The organism is Paenibacillus sp. FSL R5-0636 (genome assembly GCF_037974255.1).
In the GTDB taxonomy this organism is placed as follows: domain Bacteria; phylum Bacillota; class Bacilli; order Paenibacillales; family Paenibacillaceae; genus Paenibacillus_AQ; species Paenibacillus_AQ odorifer.
Genome location: NZ_CP150232.1, coordinates 2,867,755 through 2,885,459, shown reverse-complemented (window position 1 = coordinate 2,885,459; position 17,705 = coordinate 2,867,755). Strand labels below are relative to the sequence as shown.

15 protein-coding genes and 1 pseudogene are annotated in these 17,705 nt (G+C 46.9%); 3 read left to right on the top strand and 13 right to left on the bottom strand.

Annotation, left to right across the window (positions count from 1 at the left end; genetic code table 11):
* Nucleotides 1-16: 16 nt before the first annotated feature.
* Nucleotides 17-853 carry a diaminopimelate epimerase gene (gene dapF / locus MKX34_RS12950; protein WP_038570307.1) on the bottom strand — a complete coding sequence of 279 codons (837 nt, stop codon included), beginning with the start codon at nt 851-853 and terminating at the stop codon, nt 17-19.
* Between the two features lie 137 nt (nt 854-990).
* Nucleotides 991-3,810 carry a calcium-translocating P-type ATPase, SERCA-type gene (locus tag MKX34_RS12945; protein WP_036686174.1) on the bottom strand — a complete coding sequence of 940 codons (2,820 nt, stop codon included), beginning with the start codon at nt 3,808-3,810 and terminating at the stop codon, nt 991-993.
* 290 nt (nt 3,811-4,100) lie between these two features.
* Here MKX34_RS12945 and MKX34_RS12940 point away from each other — a divergent pair, with 290 nt between their 5' ends.
* Nucleotides 4,101-5,990, top strand: a complete 1,890-nt coding sequence (locus MKX34_RS12940) for an NFACT RNA binding domain-containing protein (RefSeq protein ID WP_076274917.1) — start codon at nt 4,101-4,103, stop codon at nt 5,988-5,990.
* Nucleotides 5,991-6,072: 82 nt separating this feature from the next.
* Here MKX34_RS12940 and MKX34_RS12935 read toward each other — a convergent pair whose 3' ends face one another.
* From MKX34_RS12935 to MKX34_RS12890, 10 genes and pseudogenes are all read right to left on the bottom strand, one after another.
* The gene (locus MKX34_RS12935) at nt 6,073-6,960 is read right to left on the bottom strand and encodes a PHP domain-containing protein (protein ID WP_076297752.1); all 888 of its coding nucleotides are present in this window, start codon (nt 6,958-6,960) and stop codon (nt 6,073-6,075) included.
* Between the two features lie 72 nt (nt 6,961-7,032).
* Nucleotides 7,033-7,485: pseudogene (locus MKX34_RS12930) on the bottom strand (GNAT family N-acetyltransferase); the annotation flags it as partial.
* Nucleotides 7,486-7,508: 23 nt separating this feature from the next.
* Entirely contained in the window at nt 7,509-8,408 is a 900-nt protein-coding gene (locus MKX34_RS12925) for a selenium metabolism-associated LysR family transcriptional regulator (RefSeq protein ID WP_038570298.1), read from the bottom strand.
* A gap of 170 nt (nt 8,409-8,578) precedes the next feature.
* On the bottom strand, nt 8,579-9,016 hold the full coding sequence (locus MKX34_RS12920; protein WP_036686574.1) for a hypothetical protein: 438 nt from the start codon (nt 9,014-9,016) through the stop codon (nt 8,579-8,581).
* 162 nt (nt 9,017-9,178) lie between these two features.
* Complete coding sequence (locus MKX34_RS12915; protein ID WP_036686170.1) at nt 9,179-9,442, bottom strand: YlbG family protein; 264 nt, start codon at nt 9,440-9,442, stop codon at nt 9,179-9,181.
* A gap of 38 nt (nt 9,443-9,480) precedes the next feature.
* On the bottom strand, nt 9,481-9,918 hold the full coding sequence (locus MKX34_RS12910) for a YlbF family regulator (RefSeq protein ID WP_036686168.1): 438 nt from the start codon (nt 9,916-9,918) through the stop codon (nt 9,481-9,483).
* 20 nt (nt 9,919-9,938) lie between these two features.
* Nucleotides 9,939-11,864 (bottom strand): helicase-associated domain-containing protein, encoded by a 1,926-nt coding sequence (locus MKX34_RS12905; protein WP_076274918.1) that lies wholly within the window; start codon nt 11,862-11,864, stop codon nt 9,939-9,941.
* A complete protein-coding gene (locus tag MKX34_RS12900; RefSeq protein ID WP_076104790.1) occupies nt 11,861-13,573 on the bottom strand; it encodes a DNA repair helicase XPB in 1,713 nt (570 codons plus the stop codon). Before MKX34_RS12900 ends, MKX34_RS12905 begins: the two co-directional genes overlap by 4 nt.
* A 119-nt stretch (nt 13,574-13,692) precedes the next feature.
* A complete protein-coding gene (locus MKX34_RS12895; protein ID WP_036686162.1) occupies nt 13,693-14,124 on the bottom strand; it encodes a CBS domain-containing protein in 432 nt (143 codons plus the stop codon).
* Nucleotides 14,125-14,187: 63 nt separating this feature from the next.
* Entirely contained in the window at nt 14,188-15,369 is a 1,182-nt protein-coding gene (locus MKX34_RS12890) for a M20 family metallopeptidase (protein ID WP_076212701.1), read from the bottom strand.
* A 239-nt stretch (nt 15,370-15,608) separates the two neighbouring features.
* On the opposite strand from MKX34_RS12890, the gene MKX34_RS12885 reads away from it, so the two are divergent.
* Complete coding sequence (locus tag MKX34_RS12885; protein ID WP_036686159.1) at nt 15,609-15,956, top strand: YugN family protein; 348 nt, start codon at nt 15,609-15,611, stop codon at nt 15,954-15,956.
* Nucleotides 15,953-17,194 carry a putative lipid II flippase FtsW gene (ftsW, locus tag MKX34_RS12880; RefSeq protein WP_080742469.1) on the top strand — a complete coding sequence of 414 codons (1,242 nt, stop codon included), beginning with the start codon at nt 15,953-15,955 and terminating at the stop codon, nt 17,192-17,194. The genes MKX34_RS12885 and ftsW overlap by 4 nt, the downstream gene beginning before the upstream one ends.
* Nucleotides 17,195-17,282: 88 nt before the next feature.
* Here the strand turns inward: ftsW and MKX34_RS12875 are convergent, their stop codons facing one another.
* Nucleotides 17,283-17,648 carry an Asp23/Gls24 family envelope stress response protein gene (locus tag MKX34_RS12875; protein ID WP_019911482.1) on the bottom strand — a complete coding sequence of 122 codons (366 nt, stop codon included), beginning with the start codon at nt 17,646-17,648 and terminating at the stop codon, nt 17,283-17,285.
* Nucleotides 17,649-17,705 lie beyond the last annotated feature (57 nt).

Here is a 17,705-nt window from a genome sequence, read left to right as displayed (position 1 = left end):
CCTTTTTATTATTTTTCTATATTGCTACACTGCCCGTGAATACGACCTCAGCAGGTCCAGTCATATACACATGATTATCCTCTTCATTCCATTCAATATAGAGATCGCCGCCCTTTAGACTAATCCAAGCCGCCCGGTCTGTAAGATCATTCAGCACAGAGGAGACAAGGGTTGCACAGGCTCCAGTGCCACAGGCAAGCGTAGGTCCTGCCCCACGTTCCCAGACACGCATATCCACTCTGCCCCGATCCAGTACCGTTGCGAATTCAACGTTTACTTTTCTCGGGAACAAAGGATGTACCTCAAGCTTAGGTCCCCATGTGGCAAGATCAAAATTCACTGCATCTTCTACGTAAATCACGCAATGAGGATTTCCCATGGATACCGCTGTGAACTTAAATTCGGTTCCGTCCGCTTCAATCGGCTGAGCGAGCACTGGCTCTGCATCAATAGATACTGGAATTTGCAGACCGGATAATACAGGTTCGCCCATATCTACGGTTACAGTCTCCACAACACCGTCTTTCACGTTTAAAGTAACCTTTTGTTCTCCGGCACCAATCGTTTCTATTACAATCTGCTCTGAGCTTACCAGTCCGTGGTCATATACATATTTAGAGACACAGCGAATGGCATTTCCGCACTGCTCCGCCTCCGAACCATCAGAATTCATAATACGCATCTTGAAATCGCCACGCTCAGAAGGCAGGATATATACCAGTCCGTCAGCACCGATTCCAAAGAACCGGTTGCATAGGGTTACAGCAAGCTCCGCTGCATTACTTGGCAGCTCTTGCTCGCCGAAAACAACGATGAAGTCATTACCGAGGCCGTGCATTTTTGTGAATTCCATTAAAAGTCCACTCCTAAAGGTTATGTTATGTTAGCATTCGCTTAAGCTTAAAGTTCTGTGTAATTGAGCATTTCGCAAGCATATGAGCGGTTAACTGCAACAAGTATACCTTTAGGAATGGAGCATTAGTATTGACTTTATGCTGAAATTTTTGTACTTTTTATCATCGGATTACTGCCGCTGCGTCCACGATTACGTTTGCCACCCCAAACACTGCCGGCACCCATCAAGAAGGTTGGGATCCCCGCTGTTACAAACACCAGACACCATTCGCGGAAATTGAGCGGCACTGTTTTGAAGACAGGCTGGAGCACAGGCACGTACATTACGGCCAGCATCAGTAAGACTGATGACAACACGGCAAGCACTAGATACTTATTCTGGAACGGATTGCGGTGGAACACTGAACGCGAACTGCGGCAATCGAACACATGGATCAACTGTGCCATAACTAGTGTTGCAAAAGCAACGGACTGTGCCCGAATCAATTGTGCAGGATTCTCTGGTGCTATACGTAAAGTTAGCCAAAATGCTCCTAGCGTACATAAACCAATCAAGAATCCACGGCTTATAATTTTCCAGCCTAAGCGGCGGGCAAAAATATTTTCTTTCGCACCACGAGGTTTATGCTCCATCAAATCCTTCTCGGGCTGATCCACTCCAAGTGCCATCGCTGGCAGTCCGTCTGTCACTAGATTGACCCAAAGAATTTGGATCGGAACGAGTGGTAAAGGCAGACCCAGCATCATGGCAAAAAACATAGTCAGAATCTCTCCCACATTGGATGCCAACAGATAACGAATGAATTTACGAATATTCTCATAGATATTTCTGCCTTCTTCGATGGCAGCAACAATCGTTGAGAAGTTATCATCCCCGAGAACAAGTGACGATGCTTCCTTGGTCACATCTGTACCTGTGATCCCCATGGATATCCCGATATCTGCAGCCTTAATGGCTGGAGCGTCGTTCACTCCATCTCCGGTCATAGCCACTACGTGACCGTGACGTTGTAGAGATTTAACGATCCGAAGCTTATGCTCTGGAGATACGCGGGCGAATACAAACACATTGTCCGATATCTTATCCAGCTCATCATCATCCATCCGGGTTAACTGAGCGCCTGTCAGCACCGTTCCACCACGCTGCAGAATTCCCAGCTGGTGAGCAATTGCCTCGGCAGTTGTTCCATGATCACCAGTAATCATAACCGTCTTAATCCCTGCCCGGCGTGTGACACTGATGGCATCGCGGACTTCACGACGTGGCGGATCGATCATTCCTGCCAAGCCAATAAAGACTAATTGATTCTCCGCATCCTTTTCACTATTCACATGTTCATTTGGACGCATATCCCGGTAAGCCATACCTAGCACACGAAGGGCTCCTGAAGCCATTTGCTCATTGGCATCAAGCACCTTCTGCCGCAAAGTTGGCGTACAAGGCACAACACCGCCCTCCCAAAGCATATATGCGCAGCGATTCAGCAATACATCGGGCGCACCTTTGGTACATACCATCCGTCCTCCCGGATGGCCTACGATCACAGACATCAGCTTCCGCTCAGAATCAAACGGAAATTCCTGTTCACGAGTGTAGGTTACGGCAAGCGTCTGAGCGGTCAGTCCCATCTTTCCTGACAGTGCCACGAGCGCTCCTTCTGTCGGGTCGCCCTTCAGTTCCCAAACGGAAGTGTTGTCTGCAGACTTTTCAAGAACAGCATCCTTATCCTTCCCTTTTCGTTTGCCTCGCACTTCAGACTGGAAGGTCTCAATAATTTCCGCGTTGCTGCATAATGCGCCAACCTGCAACATCCGCCGTAAGCTTTGATCATGTTTTAGATCCACTGCTTTGCCTTTCTCCAGAACCTGTCCATTTGGAGCATACCCTTCACCTGTTACCTCAAGACCACGTCCACCCGTCCATAATCGGGTCACCGTCATTTTATTTTGCGTTAATGTTCCTGTCTTGTCTGAACAGATTACCGAGGCACAGCCCAACGTTTCCACTGACGGCAATTTACGAACGATAGCCTTGCGTTTGATCATCCGCTGCACGCCTAGCGCAAGCGCAATAGTTACAATAGCGGGGAGACCTTCCGGAATCGCGGCAACTGCCAAGCTCACACCAGCTAAGAACATGGAGGTGGCAGGCTGTCCATGCAGAATACCTGCTACCACAACTACAATTGTCAATCCCAGAGATACGTAGATCAGAATCTTTCCTAGCTGCTCAAGCCGATGCTGTAAAGGTGTTTCCTGAGAATCCGTATTTTGGATTAGATCCGCTATCTTACCCATTTCCGTGTTCATACCGGTACGGATTACAACAGCTCGCCCTGTTCCTCTGGTCACCATAGTGCCCATGAAGCCTAAATTCTTCTGATCACCAAGCGGAATCTCTTCTGCACGGATCGCTTCCGAATGCTTCGAGACAGGCAATGATTCCCCAGTAAGTGCGGATTCTTCCACATATAGAGCACTGCATTCCAACCAACGTACATCGGCAGGAATCCGATCTCCACTCTCCAGCAAGACAATATCACCTGGCACCAACATCTTGGCTGGGATAATCTCGCTATTCCCTCCACGTAGCACTTTGGCAGAAGGTGCGGAGAGTTGCTTTAAAGCTCTTAGCGAACGTTCGGCGCGAAACTCCTGAACAAATCCAAGCGCTCCATTCAGTAGGATAATCGCGATGATCGTGATGGCATCCAAGTATTCGCCTAGCAACCCGGATACAAGCGTTGCACCCATGAGCACAAGCACCATGAAATCCTTGAACTGGTTCAACAGCAGGGTAAACGGAGATACTGTCTTTCCTTCCGACAGCTCGTTGTACCCGTTCTCCTTTCGTCTCTCCGCGGCTTCCTCATCACTGAGGCCCGTCCTTGGCTGGACATTGAACATTTTCTGCAGCTCTTCTGCACCGAGACGGTGCCAACTGTTTTGTTCCATGACTTTTCTTTCCCTCCCGGTCGTTTCTTTACTTCCGGCGGCGCACAGCTTTTCCACCTGTTCATGACAAATGTATTCAAGGTCGTCCAATAATATCACCCCTATCCAATTCCCCTTTTGCGCGAATGTCCTAAAGTATGGCATCATAGAGAGGTGAGCATAGACGTCTTCGGCGTCCTTATAAGGACAGGTAAGCGTTTGAGCGAGAAATATAAGGTATAAGTATTGTGTGAAACTTTTACTTTCTTATATTTAAGAAATTCATTTCACGGCGACAGGAGAGCTTTATCATGGCATTAGACGGCATTGTTACCCGAGCTATCGTGCACGAATTGCAATCATTCATAGGTGCACGTATAGGAAAAATATATCAACCGAACAATCACGATTTAATTTTTAACCTGCGCGGCGCAGGTGGCGGCGGCAAGCTGCTGCTCTCTGCTAATCCAACGTATCCTCGGGTGCATTTTACCGAAAGAAACAGCATTAATCCTTCGGAAGCACCCATGTTCTGCATGCTTATGCGGAAGCATTGTGAGGGAGGGACCATTGAAAGTATTACGCAGGTAGGTATGGAACGAATTATTCACATAAACGTCAAGACTAGAGATGAGCTTGGTGACGTCTTTGCCAAAAAGATCATCATAGAACTCATGGGTCGACACAGTAACATCATTCTTACTGATCTCAGCTCTGGAACGATCATAGACGGCATTCATCATGTAACTCCATCGATCAGCAGCTATCGGATTGTGATGCCCGGCATCGCCTATACAGAGCCGCCACAGCAACATAAGCTGAACCCTTTGGAGATTGGTCAGGAGCAATTTCTCAATTTAATCTCGGCTGCTGAAGAAGCTGCACTGATAGAGGATGTTGAGGAGGAGACTGAGCCAGAAGAAATCATTGAGGGTGAGCTTGCTAATCTGATCACAAAAGAAGCAGTAGAGCAAAAACCTGACGGCTCTGGCGGTCCTTCTCCCTCAGCTGACCCCGTGGGCTGGATGGTACATGCTTTCAGCGGAATGAGCCCACTGATTGCTGGTGAAATTGCTCTTCGTCTGAGAAACACCCTGGATAAAGGCGAAGTTACAGAATCCGAAGCAGCATTTCCGACACAATTATGGGTTGCCTTCCATTCTGTAATGGGATCCGTACGCGATAACGAATTTTCTCCTGTTGCAGGTGCAAACGCAAAAGGTAAGATGATTTTTTCTGCGATCCCCTTAACACTTCTGGGTGAGAGTGCGAAACATTACAACTCCATCAGTGAATGTATGGAGGATTATTACGGGGATAAAGCCGAGCGCGATACTGTAAAGCAACGGGTGAGTGATTTGATCCGCTTCCTCAGCAATGAACGGAGCAAAAACGTTAAGAAACTCGCTAATTTGCAGAAGGATCTCGACGAAGCTCAGGATGCGGATCGTTACCGCATTTGGGGTGAGTTGCTTTTCGCTTCATTACACGCGGTATCCAAAGGGGATAAAGAAGCCTCCTTGGTCAATTATTATGATGAAAATCAGGCGGAAATGGTGGTTCCGCTCGATCCGTTATTAAATCCTTCGGACAATGCACAACGTTATTTCAAAAAATACAACAAATATAAAAACAGCCTGCTTGTCATTAATGAACAGCTTTTGAAGACGCATGAGGAAATTCTGTATATGGAGAGTCTGCTGCAGCAACTTGCCCACGCTTCCCTCAACGATATTGAGGAGATCCGCGACGAGCTTGTAAGCCAAGGTTATCTGCGAGACCGGAGCAAAAAGGGCAAAAAGAAGAAAAAGGCCACCAGACCCACATTACAGGTCTTCACCTCTTCAGAAGGAATCGATATTTATGTCGGCAAAAATAATTTGCAGAACGAATACGTCACCAATCGACTGGCTTCTCCGAATGATACTTGGCTGCATACCAAGGACATCCCCGGATCACACGTGGTCATCCGAAGTGAGCAATTTGGAGATGCAACGCTGGAAGAAGCCGCTCAGCTTGCCGCTTATTTCAGCCAAGCCAAACAGTCCAGCAGTGTGCCTGTGGACTGTACATTGATCCGCTATGTACGTAAACCAAGCGGTTCCAAGCCGGGATTTGTAATCTATGATCATCAAAAGACACTGTTCGTCACACCCAATGAGGAAAGAATTAAGAGTCTTCCAAATACTTTGAGAAGCTAAATACTAGATATAAAGAAACCTCCAGCTGCAGATGTTGAACATCTATAGCTGGAGGTTTTTTATAATTCGCTCCGCACTAATTTCATGCCTTTTTGTTTAAAAACTTCAGTACTTCTGTAGAAACCGTAACACTGCCGATATCCCCGTGAAAAATCACGCCTTGACGGGCACCATGAAAGTCAGAACCTCCGGTTATTAACAGATTATAATCCTCAGCCATAACTTGGTAACGTTCTTCTTCCGCAGGTCCATGATCAGAGTGATAGACCTCAATCCCTTTAAAAGCGCCTTGCTCCAGAATATCTCGCACCAGAAGGTCATCCCCGTACAAACCCGGATGGGCTAATACTGGAGACCCTCCTGCCTCAATGATCCACTCGCAAGCTTCCTCCGGTGTGATTCTAGGAGGTGACACATAGGCCGCTGCACCCTCGGCCAAATACTTGTTGAAGGCATCTCTCATATCGGTAGCTGCCCCAAGCCGAACCAGCTCGTCGGCAATATGTGGCCGGCCGATGCTTTCATCAGGCTTCAATTCCCGCCCGATCCCCGCTATAACCTGTTCCAAGGTAATCGCAATACCAAGGTCTTGCAGCTTGGTAATTATCGCTTCATTCCTAAGTGCCCGGGTATCTCTTAGCCCTTCCAAACGTGAGAGAAATTGTTCATTCTCAGGATCAACATAATAGCCCAGCACATGAATGTCTTTGCCACCAGCACGCGTACTGATCTCTACACCAGGCACAACGGTTATTCCGTACTTCGCTCCTGCTTCACAGGCTTCCTTCACGCCAGCTACTGTATCATGATCCGTAATGGCAACAGCGCTTAGCCCCTTCTCCTTAGCAAGCCGTACATTCTCCGCTGGCGGCTGCATGCCGTCAGATGCTAGAGTATGGGTATGGAGGTCGCATACATCCTTCGCAGGTAGGTTGCCTGCATTCTCCCACTCTTCCCGCAGAATCCCCATTTTTATGGCATCGTAGTATTCTCCTCGCACGATTCGTGCTTTACGGACGCGAGCTTCCTCCACCATGCCACATTTCGCTGCCAACCCGATCATTCTTTTATTCCCTGACCAGGTGCCTATTCCAAGACGGACTGTATCAAGAGAATTAAATAAATAATCTATCCACATCTTAAACGCTTCCGTACCGTAACCACCTGACCAATAACTAGAATCAAAGATTACTATACCAATCTCCATCCAGTTGGTTTCTTGCGATATCCAGTAGCGTCCTACTTTCCCCTTTACCTTGCCGTCTATTTCTATGATCAACAGGTTACGCGGGGTTTCCGTCTCAACTAACGCCAAATGACCTATGTAGTCCTCGGTAAACTTTTCGAATCTTTGATGTGCCAAAGATTTATAAGGACCATCCCATTTCAAGTGTTCACGGTCTTCAGCTTCATGATAGTGATAATAAAGCTTCTGAAAATCAGCCTCTGTAATATCGCGCAATACTAGCTTTTCTCCACGTAGAACAATTGACATTGTGATATCCCCCGCTTTAACTATCAGATTTCATTCGAATGCTCACGCAAATAAGTCAGGAAGGTTACTGCAGAAATTGGCAGCAGTGTTGATTTTAAATGAATGGCGTAGAATTGTCTTTTAAAAGAGGCATCAGAGATATTCACAATTTTCAACAGTCCAAGCGCAACTTCATGCTTAACCGAAGAGGTCGATATGATCGTTATGCCAAGACCTGCTTCCACCGCAGATTTCACAGCTCCCGTACTTCCAAGCTCCATCACGATCTTCATTGTTCCCGGATCAAGTCCCTTGGAGAACAGCTGCTCTTCCATCACACGCCGCGTTCCTGAGCCCTGCTCACGCAATACAAAAGGATGCTGAAGCACTTGCTCCAAGGTAACCTCTTGCTGCTCCGCAAGTGGATGATCATATGGCACGATCAACTTCAGCTCATCCCCCATCACGGGCTCGATCTCCATGTCCGGATGTGTGACCGGGGCTTCAATTAAACCAAAATTCAGTTGATGCTTGAGGATTTCCTCCATAATTTGCGAGGTGTTCATCACTTTCATCATAATTGAAATATTAGGATATTGCTTTCCGAAAGGGCCTAACAGCCGTGGCAGCACGTATTCTCCTATCGTAAGACTCGCCCCAAGCTGCAATCTCCCTTCCAGCATATGTGTGAATGCTGACATGGCTTGATCCGTCTCTCGCATCAGCTGAATACTGCGTAGCGCGTATGGCATTAGAGTGTGCCCTGCCTCAGAGAGTACGATTTTTTTGGTGGAACGATTAAACAATTTGGTGCCAAAATAATCCTCCAGCGCCTGTACCTGCATGGTCACAGCTGGTTGAGTCATATGTAAAGTCTGCGCCGCCGCCGAGAAGCTTCCCCGCTCGGAGACCGTATAAAAAATATGCAGCTGGTGAAAGTTCATGCTTCGCAACTCCTTATATTACAAGAAGAAACGTCGTTGCCGTCCTTTAAAGACGACAATCGTTTCCCGTAGAAATCTAAGAATATTATAATTGTGCAGTATATAAATTCTTATATTTTCAAAAAGGACATGCAGACTCGCCGCATGCCTCTTGCCCGTTTCTTTATAGACTATTTGCGTCTTCGCTTCTTCTTCGACAGCTTTGTACGGTGAGAATTACGCAGCAGTGAAAAATAGGTCTTTAAATCTCTCAGCTGTGGCATCACCGAGATTCTACCAAGAAACGAAACGATGATCATAGAATATAATGGCTGGCCTGAGAGATCTCTCTCACCTGTCAATTCCGTAAACTCAGCGATTACTACAGAGTCATCGTCAATTAAATATGCGTTATAATCACTGCTTGAAAAGGGCTTGATCCGATTCTGCATTAGGCACTGCCACATCCATGCAGCGACCTCTTCGGCATTGCTTGCACCATTGCTGATGCGGTCCATATAACGGCTCTTCGCATGATTTGTTATAACGATGTCGGCGACCCTGTAATCGTTCAGCATGATGTGGAAGGGCTCATAAGTGCTGGGCCAATCCATCCCCTTGTTGCGCATCATCATCACACTCCACCATAAGGGTCTTAGTATGCACTTAATGTTGTCATCTTACCTCATTGCCGAAAGTTGTACAAGTTTCTCCCCTTGAGAGTAATGGCTTTTTTTGTAAATAAGCATAAAAAAACAGGCGCTGTTTAAGCGCCTGTTTATCTCCTGGAATCACATACTGTAATTACGGGACTTGTCCGGTCCATTACTAGTATACTCTGTCTTAATTTCGTTACGATAAGATCTTTCAATCTTTCGTACATAGGAGAGTCTGCGGACATTCTTCATAACTTCCTCGGCCCGTTCTGCATTTACATACATAACTGCATAATGCATTTTCCGAGAAACATAATGTAATGTTCCGTATTTCTCAAGGTTACGTGCCGCTTTAACGTCACTTACCCAAATGATGTATCCTGTCCGTTCCGCAAACATAAGCTAAACCGCCTTTCTCTCTAAATCCTAAGGGAAGCTTATCCGCAGGAGCATTTTCCCCCGCTGCCGCATCCACCTTTAGGGGAAGGATCATTACTTGGTACTTTAATGCTATCTGATACTGAAAAAGCAATCGCTTCCGACATGGAATGCAGAATGTCGTCAAGGGTCTTCTCTGCCAGCTTGAAACGAACAACTTCTTCGAACTGCTCCAGTTCCGCTTCTACTGCCGAAACCTCATCCTTTGCTGAATGATAATTCGGGTGGAAATGTCCGAAACGCTGTGTTTCTTCAAACAGCTCCTTCTTAGTCTGAAGTCGTTTGACCATGGCCTGAATTTCGGGGTTCGTATCAACCCGCCCTTTCCAGTATAAGTAATCCGACACCTCGGCGGATTGATTAATCATATCGCCTAATTCATAGGCGTATGTCAGTACTTCAGCCATATCGACCGTATTTATTTCAGCTACGCTCATGAACTCAGCTCTTTTCTTCGTTAATGATCTACCGATCCAGTAGACTTTTCTATCATACCATAATCACTCGCTTGAGCAGAAGAGGAATTTCTTCGTCCTTTGGGAATAACTAACTTCATTTCCTTCCAGTCTTCCGGAGTGAGCTCTATATCTTCAACCGTTTCACCATCATGAAAGAGCAGTTGTCCGGAAACTCTCCATGGATTCCCACTTATGCGTGAAGGGATAAAATCTAACATCTGATCCTTTAGTGCAAAACGCACCTTGACTCCCCATCTTAACCCTTGCTCCATCACCTTTTGTGCAGTCGAGCTATGATAATGCCGCCATTCTTTGCTCCAGATCTGCGGTACATTTTCTCCACCGAAGAGAATCTCTTCCTCCTGTTCAGGAGCAATAACCGGCAGGTTAAGAAAAGGATTCCCTTTGGACAGCAATCCAAGTTCTACATTCAGCTCTGGAAGAACATACATTGCTTCGGGGTTTCCTGTTTCATGAGGAAACAAACACCACCCTAGGTTTGTTTCCTCTACCTGTCCTCCAATGATCCTGGAAGGCGCTAACCCCGCGGAGTACAGCTCTTTTCGTATCTGTTCCATACATTGCGGGTCCACTATGAAATGTAAAGGACCGATACGTTCAAGGTTCTCCTGTAAACGCGGGTGAGCTGCGATAGCAGCTCCATCTGCTTCCGTCTGACAGGTCAAAATAATTACTTGGGAGAGTGAGGTACGGCCAATGCTTTTTGCCCATTGCTCAAGAGACATTTGAACCACCGAAGGAAGTCCTCCTAGTGCATGCTCACTTATCCATGAGATGATGTCATTCGGTGACATTCCACGCTCAGCTGCAAGTTCCAACCTCTCTTTCGTCAGCCGGAAGCTCCATATCGTATCACTTTGCTGGAGCTCAGCGCAGCCAGCCAGTGTCCATCGTACAGAATAGGGGACCTCCGGTGGAACCAGCACCTCGAAATCCGGCTGTACAATAAACTGTTCCTGTGTATCTCCAGACCCAACAGCAGCGAATGATCCCCTCTCAGCAGATAGCATTGGCTTAGCAGCGGTCCAGCAAAAACACAACATACCCTCAGCGGTTTCTCCCAGCTCGCACCAGCCAAAGCCTGTTAAACAACGTAACCAGTTCAAGCTTGATTGTTCAAGCTCATTACGGGCAACGGTACCTGTGAGATTAGCATCCATCATCCAGTCTAATAGCGCGGGCAGCATTATCCATTTCCCGGGGATAAAATCTGCATTTGAGATTATATAACGAAAATGTTGATCGGCAGGTCCCACGCATCCGCAGCGATTAATTATAATTCCATAGAGAATGTCACTCATCGTCGCTTCAGGAAGCTGCAGCCAACGATCCAATAGCTCCATATCAAGCGTGTACCCGGCGCTCTGCCTGCGAATAAGTCCAAGACACAGCAGGATATCCACCGTCGCAATGACAGAAAGAGTTTTCTGTTCCTCTAAAAGAGAACCCACGGAGAGCCATTGCAAATGCTCCTCGCCAAAAGAGAGCTGCGCCGCTAAGCGGTTTAGATGCTTTTTATGAATAATCCCCTTGGCTGTCAGCGGCAATCCTTCCCAAGCGGTGAACAGCAAAGCCCGAAACAGATCTATCGCCAGTCCGGCCCCCGCCTCCATGGTAAGACTCACTAAATGCCCGGCAATGAATTGCGGCTGATACGGGAAAAATTCTTGTTCAATTGCCGGTAGTTGATCAACCGGAATCTGATACAGCTTTTCGCCCAAAATTTTATGCCTTGCAGTTAACAGCCCCTCGCGGCGCAATTCGTTCATTGCAAGCTTTTGCTCAGCACGACAAAGCGCCACAGGGCGCAATCGTTCTTCTTTCCCTTCTTCAAACGGCTGGGCAGCATAAGCTGCACATAACCGCTTTAATACCTCTAATGCTTCTGTTGATAGCTGGTTCAATGAATGGTTCGCTCCTCTCCACTCGGCATCTTTTTAACGACATATTCATAACCCTGCTCAGTCAAAAACATCCGGCGGCGCAAAGCGAAATCCTGTTCCCGGCTATCTTCAGATACCAGTGTATAAAAATAGGCTTTATTCTCCCCCGCTTTTGGACGGAGGATTCGACCTAGTCGCTGAGCTTCCTCCTGCCGGGATCCATAAGCTCCCGAGACTTCAATAGCAATCGACGCGTCAGGTAAATTCACCGCGAAATTCGCTACTTTTGACACCACCAGTACCTGTATATCTCCCTCGTTAAAAGCCGCATATAGCTCGTCTCTTTCACGCTGCTTCGTTTTGCCGGTAATTAAAGGTGCCCCGATCCTGTTAGCCAGTTCACTTAACTGGTCGAGATATTGTCCAATAACCAGTACCGAAGAGCCTGCATGGACCTTTAGAAGCTTGGCTACAATCTCAGCTTTGGCAGGATTGCATGAAGCCATACGAAATTTTTCTTTTGCCGCCGCGTACATATATTCTTGTTTAAGCTCCGGATTCATGGGCACAATGATCTCTACACATTCCACTTCAGCGATCCAGCCCTGCTGCTCCAGCTCCTTCCAAGGCAGATCGTAGCGTTTCGGTCCGATTAAAGAGAACACATCCCCTTCCTTCCCGTCTTCTCTAACCAAAGTGGCTGTAAGCCCCAGTCGACGTGTAGCCTGAATGTCTGCTGTAGCCCGAAATACAGGCGCTGGAAGCAGGTGAACCTCATCATATATAATCAAGCCCCAATTGCGTTCGTTAAACAGCTTCATATGGAGAAACGGACCGTCTTTGGACGAACGATGGGTTAATATTTGATAGGTGGCAATGGTAACTGGCCGCACTTCTCTTTTTTCACCGGAATATTCTCCCACTGCCTCCCCGGCCAAATCTGTTCGCTCCAGCAGTTCATCCATCCATTGCCTTACGGATGTTGTATTTGAAGTTAAAATTAAGGTTTCACATTGGAGACTTTCAAGTACTGCTACTCCTACAATTGTCTTTCCTGCGCCACAAGGCAGCACCACCACACCGCTTCCCCCTTGTCCTTCTGTCCCTTGAAACAGCTGAACGGCCTCCTGCTGGTATTCACGTAAGCCAAATGAATCGTTTGCCGTATCAGCCTTGCAGGCATCGAGATTCTCCTTCCAGGTCAAGCTAAGCGCTTGTCCTTCATGATATCCGGCGTAGTCGAGAACTGGATAACCCAATCTCATCAGCTCTTGTTTCAAAAGCCCTCTATTCTCCGCAGGACACGAGCATTCCAGAGGATTTATTCTCAGTAGACCCAACGCTTTTAGACCTTGTTCATCACTCAATTCATCCAAAAGCTCAGGAGCATCCGCTCTTAACATAACGACCTCATTCCGAGTCTCTTGGCCATGAAGAGTCAGCTTTCCATATCTGGACAAAAGAGTTTCGATTTCCTCCTCCAGTCCTGTGGGAACACCCCAGCGTGCAAGGTGATGCAGGCTAGTGATAATCTCCTCAGCAGTATAATTAAGCGCAGCCGCATTCCAAAGAGATAACGGGGTAATTCGGTAGGTATGGTAAGCAGGAGGACTTTTTATCAGCTCCGCGAAGGTCCCTAGCTTTTTCCTTGACACCTCAAAATCCGGATGAGCACATTCCAGTAAAATTGTCCGGTCCCTGCGCACGATGCAAGCTCCTGATCCATTCATAGCTTTTCCTCCCTAGTGTTCATGTAATTTAAGTTTGCGCTATGTAATTTTGTTTATTTTCATATAACAGGAAAAAGCCCATCCCCGCATAACGGTCATGAGCTTCCCTATCTGACTATTTAATGTAAATGCTGCTGCGAAATATCATGAAGTGCTTCACCAGCTTCATCCGCAAAAATGTCGCGCACAGCCAGATCTCCAATCGACACTACGCCCACCAGCTTCTGGTCACGTGTCACCGCCAGCCTGCGGATTTGCCAGCCAGCCATTAACTCTGCAGCCTCATCTACTGAAGTATTCTCCGAGACGGTCTGAATCTCTTTACTCATTACAGTTTCCACTGAGGTTGAACCAGGATGTTTAGCCGCATAACCTCTAATCACGAGATCGCGGTCAGTAATTACGCCGATCAGTGTCTTATGTTCTTCATTATCAACAACAGGTATAAATCCAGTGTCATAATCTCGCATTTTCACGGCAACTTCATACACATTATCTTGCAGCGTAACCGTTGCAGGCTCCTTCGTCATAACCTCTTTCACTGTCTTCAAGAATGAACCCTCCTAATCATGGTCTCCATGTTATGGGAATAGGTTCTCCTCTATGAAACGAAATTATACGATTGTGTTCTCACGCATACAGGAATTCGCCATAGCAATGAGCAGCTTCATTCCGTGCAGCATGGCATCTTCGTCAAAATCAAATTTGCTATGATGATGTGGATAGTCAGCCTCTTTATCCGGATTTCCAGCACCCACAAACATAAAACAGCCTGGAATCTCCTTAACATAATAGGCAAAATCCTCAGCTGGCATCAGCTTTTCCATCCGAATCACCTCAACAGATTCTCCTAAAGCCGCTGGGGCCACCTCGAAAAACCGCTGAACTTCACCATCGTGATTTACGAGGGGAGGATATCCCATTACGTAATCTATCTTAGCTTCTGCCCCGTAAGCGCTGGTAATAGAAACGGTCATTTCTTCGATTCGCTGGCGTATCAAATGCCGTGTCTCCTCGTCGAATGCCCGCACTGTCCCTGTGATCCGGCATTGCTCGGCAATGACATTCTGGGCGAATCCCCCTTGAATGGTTCCTACACTGAGTACAGCAGGCTCCAGCGGGTTTACAGAGCGGCTTACAATGCTCTGGAGCTGGGTCACCAGCGCTGCTCCCGCCACGATGCTATCAATGGTACGGTTCGGCATGCCGCCGTGTCCGCCTTTGCCAATGATATCTATAAAAAACTCGTCCGCAGACGCCATCAACGGTCCCGGAGCACTCCCTACAGTTCCCATAGGCAATGGAGTCCACAGATGCAGACCATACACCGCATCCGCTCCTTCTAACATGCCTTCGGCGATCATCCCCTGCGCCCCTCCTGGGCATACTTCCTCTGCGGGCTGAAAAAGAAAACGCAGCTCCCCTTCCAGCTCCTCAAGCCGACTGCTGTAGTAAGAGGCTACACCGAGCAGTATGGAAGTGTGGCCATCATGTCCACAGGCATGCATTACCCCTTCATTTTGCGAAACGTAATCCTTCTTGTTCTCCTCTTTAATAGGTAGGGCGTCCATATCCGCGCGAAGAACAACGGTTTTCCCCGGCCGCTTCCCCCGTAATATGCCAAGCACACCATACCCTGTCCCGCTTTTTCTGACTTCAATTCCGAATTTGGCTAACTTATCTGCTATAAATGCTGACGTTTCCTTTTCATGAAAAGACAACTCCGGATGACGATGCAAATGGCGTCTCCATTCCACGATCTCCGGCATGAGCGAATCAACCGCTAAGCTCTTCATAAGTTCTCCATCCCCTTCTCGATAAACCCGCATCCATAGCAAGCGATAGCAGTCCTGTTCACTTTGTTCCAGCCGCGAACGACTATAATTCTTTTATTGTAGCAGAAACGCAAAAAACTGGGTATTGTTAGGCACTGCCTACTCTTGCACAACCTTTAGAAACATACTATCATGAGGTAGAACATCAGCAATCGGATCAGAAATTCATCATTATACTTCATAAGGGGGATATGCGTGCTATGATTTTTGAGAACACGGGCCTCGTAGGATTGAAGAGTGATCTTCTCTATCTGGACGAGAGTGCCACAAAAGCTGGCTTCATCCGCTGGCAATGGGAATACTATCGTGCCACTTACGACTGCAAAATTGAAGACCCACAGGATGGTGGCGAATACTTCCTACGCATTAACACTCGCGCTGTCGAGGGAAAGCTAGAGAAGTCTGATGCCGTACTTGCAATTGAAGCCGTATACTTAGGAAAAGCAACCTTCCCTCATGGCCTGGAATATGAATCTCCGGTGCCAAAACCAGTATTGGACACTGCTGCTAAGCGGATTCTTGAATTAAAGCAGCTGTTAGAGGCTTGAGTAACAGAAAGGGAACGACGAAACAAAATGTCAGCCTGCCCAAAAGAGGAACACCCGATTTCCAACTACTTATCTTAACACTACTACTTGTGGGTTTCGGTCTAGTCATGGTCTTCAGTGCTAGCTCAAGCTTAACATTAGCAAGCTCGAAGTTCGGTAATGACCCTCTATATTTCATTAAACGCCAAGTGATCTGGATCGTACTCGGAACCGTTGTTATGTTTATAGCTATGAACATTCACTACAGTAAGTTTAAGAAGTGGTATGTACCTATTTTTATCATCACCGTTATTCTTCTGCTCGTGGTAGCCTTCTCTGAAAAAATTAATGGTGCCAAGAGCTGGCTTAGTATCGGGAAACTTGGAATTCAACCCACCGAATTAGCCAAAATATCGATTATCCTGTATATCTCAGCACTCATCACCAAAAAAGGTGAACGGTTTAGAGATTTCCGTACAGGATATATCCCTGTAATGGTTATCGTGGGTATTGTTGCCGGACTTATAATGATGCAGCCGGATTTAGGTTCTTGCCTCATTCTCGTAGCTACCAGCGGACTTGTTATTTATGCCGGTGGTGCCAGCATGAAGCATATTCTGGGCTCTATAGCACTGCTAGTGCTGGGTGTAGGACTAGTTATAGGCGCCAAAGCAGCGATTGATTCCTTATCTCCATCCGATAAAGCCACTGACACTCAGGATTATAGAAAAGGTCGTATCGTTGCCTTTTTAGATCCTTATCAGGTTGCTGAGGGTGATGGTTATAACATTATTCAATCCTTAACCGCTCTTGGCCAAGGTGGAGTAAGTGGTTCCGGCTTCGGCAAAAGCATTCAAAAGCTGGACTATCTAAAATACCCTTATACGGACTTTATCTTCCCCGTAATTGGTGAAGAGTTCGGCTTCCTAGGGACCTCCATATTTTTGATGTTATATCTGTATTTTATCTGGCGAGGTATTCTAATCGCTTTAAGGTGTAAGGATCCCTTTGGTACGCTCGTCGGAATTGGGATTATGGGCCTCATAGCCATTCAGGCCTTTGTCAATATCGGCGGTGTAACCAATACAATCCCTCTTACCGGCGTTACCTTGCCGTTTATCAGCTACGGGGGCTCTTCACTCCTTGTCAGCATGCTGTGCATGGGAATTATGCTAAGCATCTCAAGAGAAACCAACCTTCCTGCCAAAGAGGAAGTAACGAAATCTGTAACAACGGTTAGACAGGTTCGTTCCCGGTAAGCTTTATAAAGCCGGAGGTTAGGGGATATACACATAAAAAAGCAGCCCAGGGAATTAACCTTGGACTGCTTTTTTGTGTACAAGTTTTTTAAGAGATTTCATCATTCTTGAAAGCTACGCCTTCAACTTTGACATTTACCTCAACAATATGAAGTCCAGTCATGCTCTCCACAGCTTCACGTACGTTCTGCTGAAGCATCCGGCACACTTCGTGGATCGGTGTTTCATAGAGAACGATAATTCGTAGATCTACTGCTGCTTCCAGCTGTCCTACTTCAACGGTAACGCCCTTCTGAACGTTCTTACCGCTTAGACGTTTCGCCCAGCCTTCTGACAGGCCACCAGACATGGCTGCAATTCCCGGAGTCTCCAAGGCAGCCAAACCGGCAATTTTTGAGACGACGTCATTTGAAATTCGTATATTTCCCATTTCCAGTTGAAGTTGTTCTGCCATGCCATATCCCCCCTACACTCATTATCAATTATTGTAATTCCAAAACAGGCTAAAAAG

Excerpts from the sequence above, each read along its gene's own strand:
- dapF (WP_038570307.1), bottom strand. The coding sequence starts at position 853 with ATGGAATTCACAAAAATGCACGGCCTCGGTAATGACTTCATCGTTGTT.
- MKX34_RS12940 (WP_076274917.1), top strand. The coding sequence starts at position 4,101 with ATGGCATTAGACGGCATTGTTACCCGAGCTATCGTGCACGAATTGCAA.
- MKX34_RS12920 (WP_036686574.1), bottom strand. The coding sequence starts at position 9,016 with ATGCGCAACAAGGGGATGGATTGGCCCAGCACTTATGAGCCCTTCCAC.
- MKX34_RS12915 (WP_036686170.1), bottom strand. The coding sequence starts at position 9,442 with ATGTTTGCGGAACGGACAGGATACATCATTTGGGTAAGTGACGTTAAA.
- MKX34_RS12910 (WP_036686168.1), bottom strand. The coding sequence starts at position 9,918 with ATGAGCGTAGCTGAAATAAATACGGTCGATATGGCTGAAGTACTGACA.
- MKX34_RS12875 (WP_019911482.1), bottom strand. The coding sequence starts at position 17,648 with ATGGCAGAACAACTTCAACTGGAAATGGGAAATATACGAATTTCAAAT.
- MKX34_RS12945 (WP_036686174.1), bottom strand. The coding sequence starts at position 3,810 with ATGGAACAAAACAGTTGGCACCGTCTCGGTGCAGAAGAGCTGCAGAAA.
- MKX34_RS12890 (WP_076212701.1), bottom strand. The coding sequence starts at position 15,369 with ATGAAGAGCTTAGCGGTTGATTCGCTCATGCCGGAGATCGTGGAATGG.
- MKX34_RS12900 (WP_076104790.1), bottom strand. The coding sequence starts at position 13,573 with ATGAATGGATCAGGAGCTTGCATCGTGCGCAGGGACCGGACAATTTTA.
- MKX34_RS12885 (WP_036686159.1), top strand. The coding sequence starts at position 15,609 with ATGATTTTTGAGAACACGGGCCTCGTAGGATTGAAGAGTGATCTTCTC.
- MKX34_RS12925 (WP_038570298.1), bottom strand. The coding sequence starts at position 8,408 with ATGAACTTTCACCAGCTGCATATTTTTTATACGGTCTCCGAGCGGGGA.
- MKX34_RS12935 (WP_076297752.1), bottom strand. The coding sequence starts at position 6,960 with ATGGGGATTCTGCGGGAAGAGTGGGAGAATGCAGGCAACCTACCTGCG.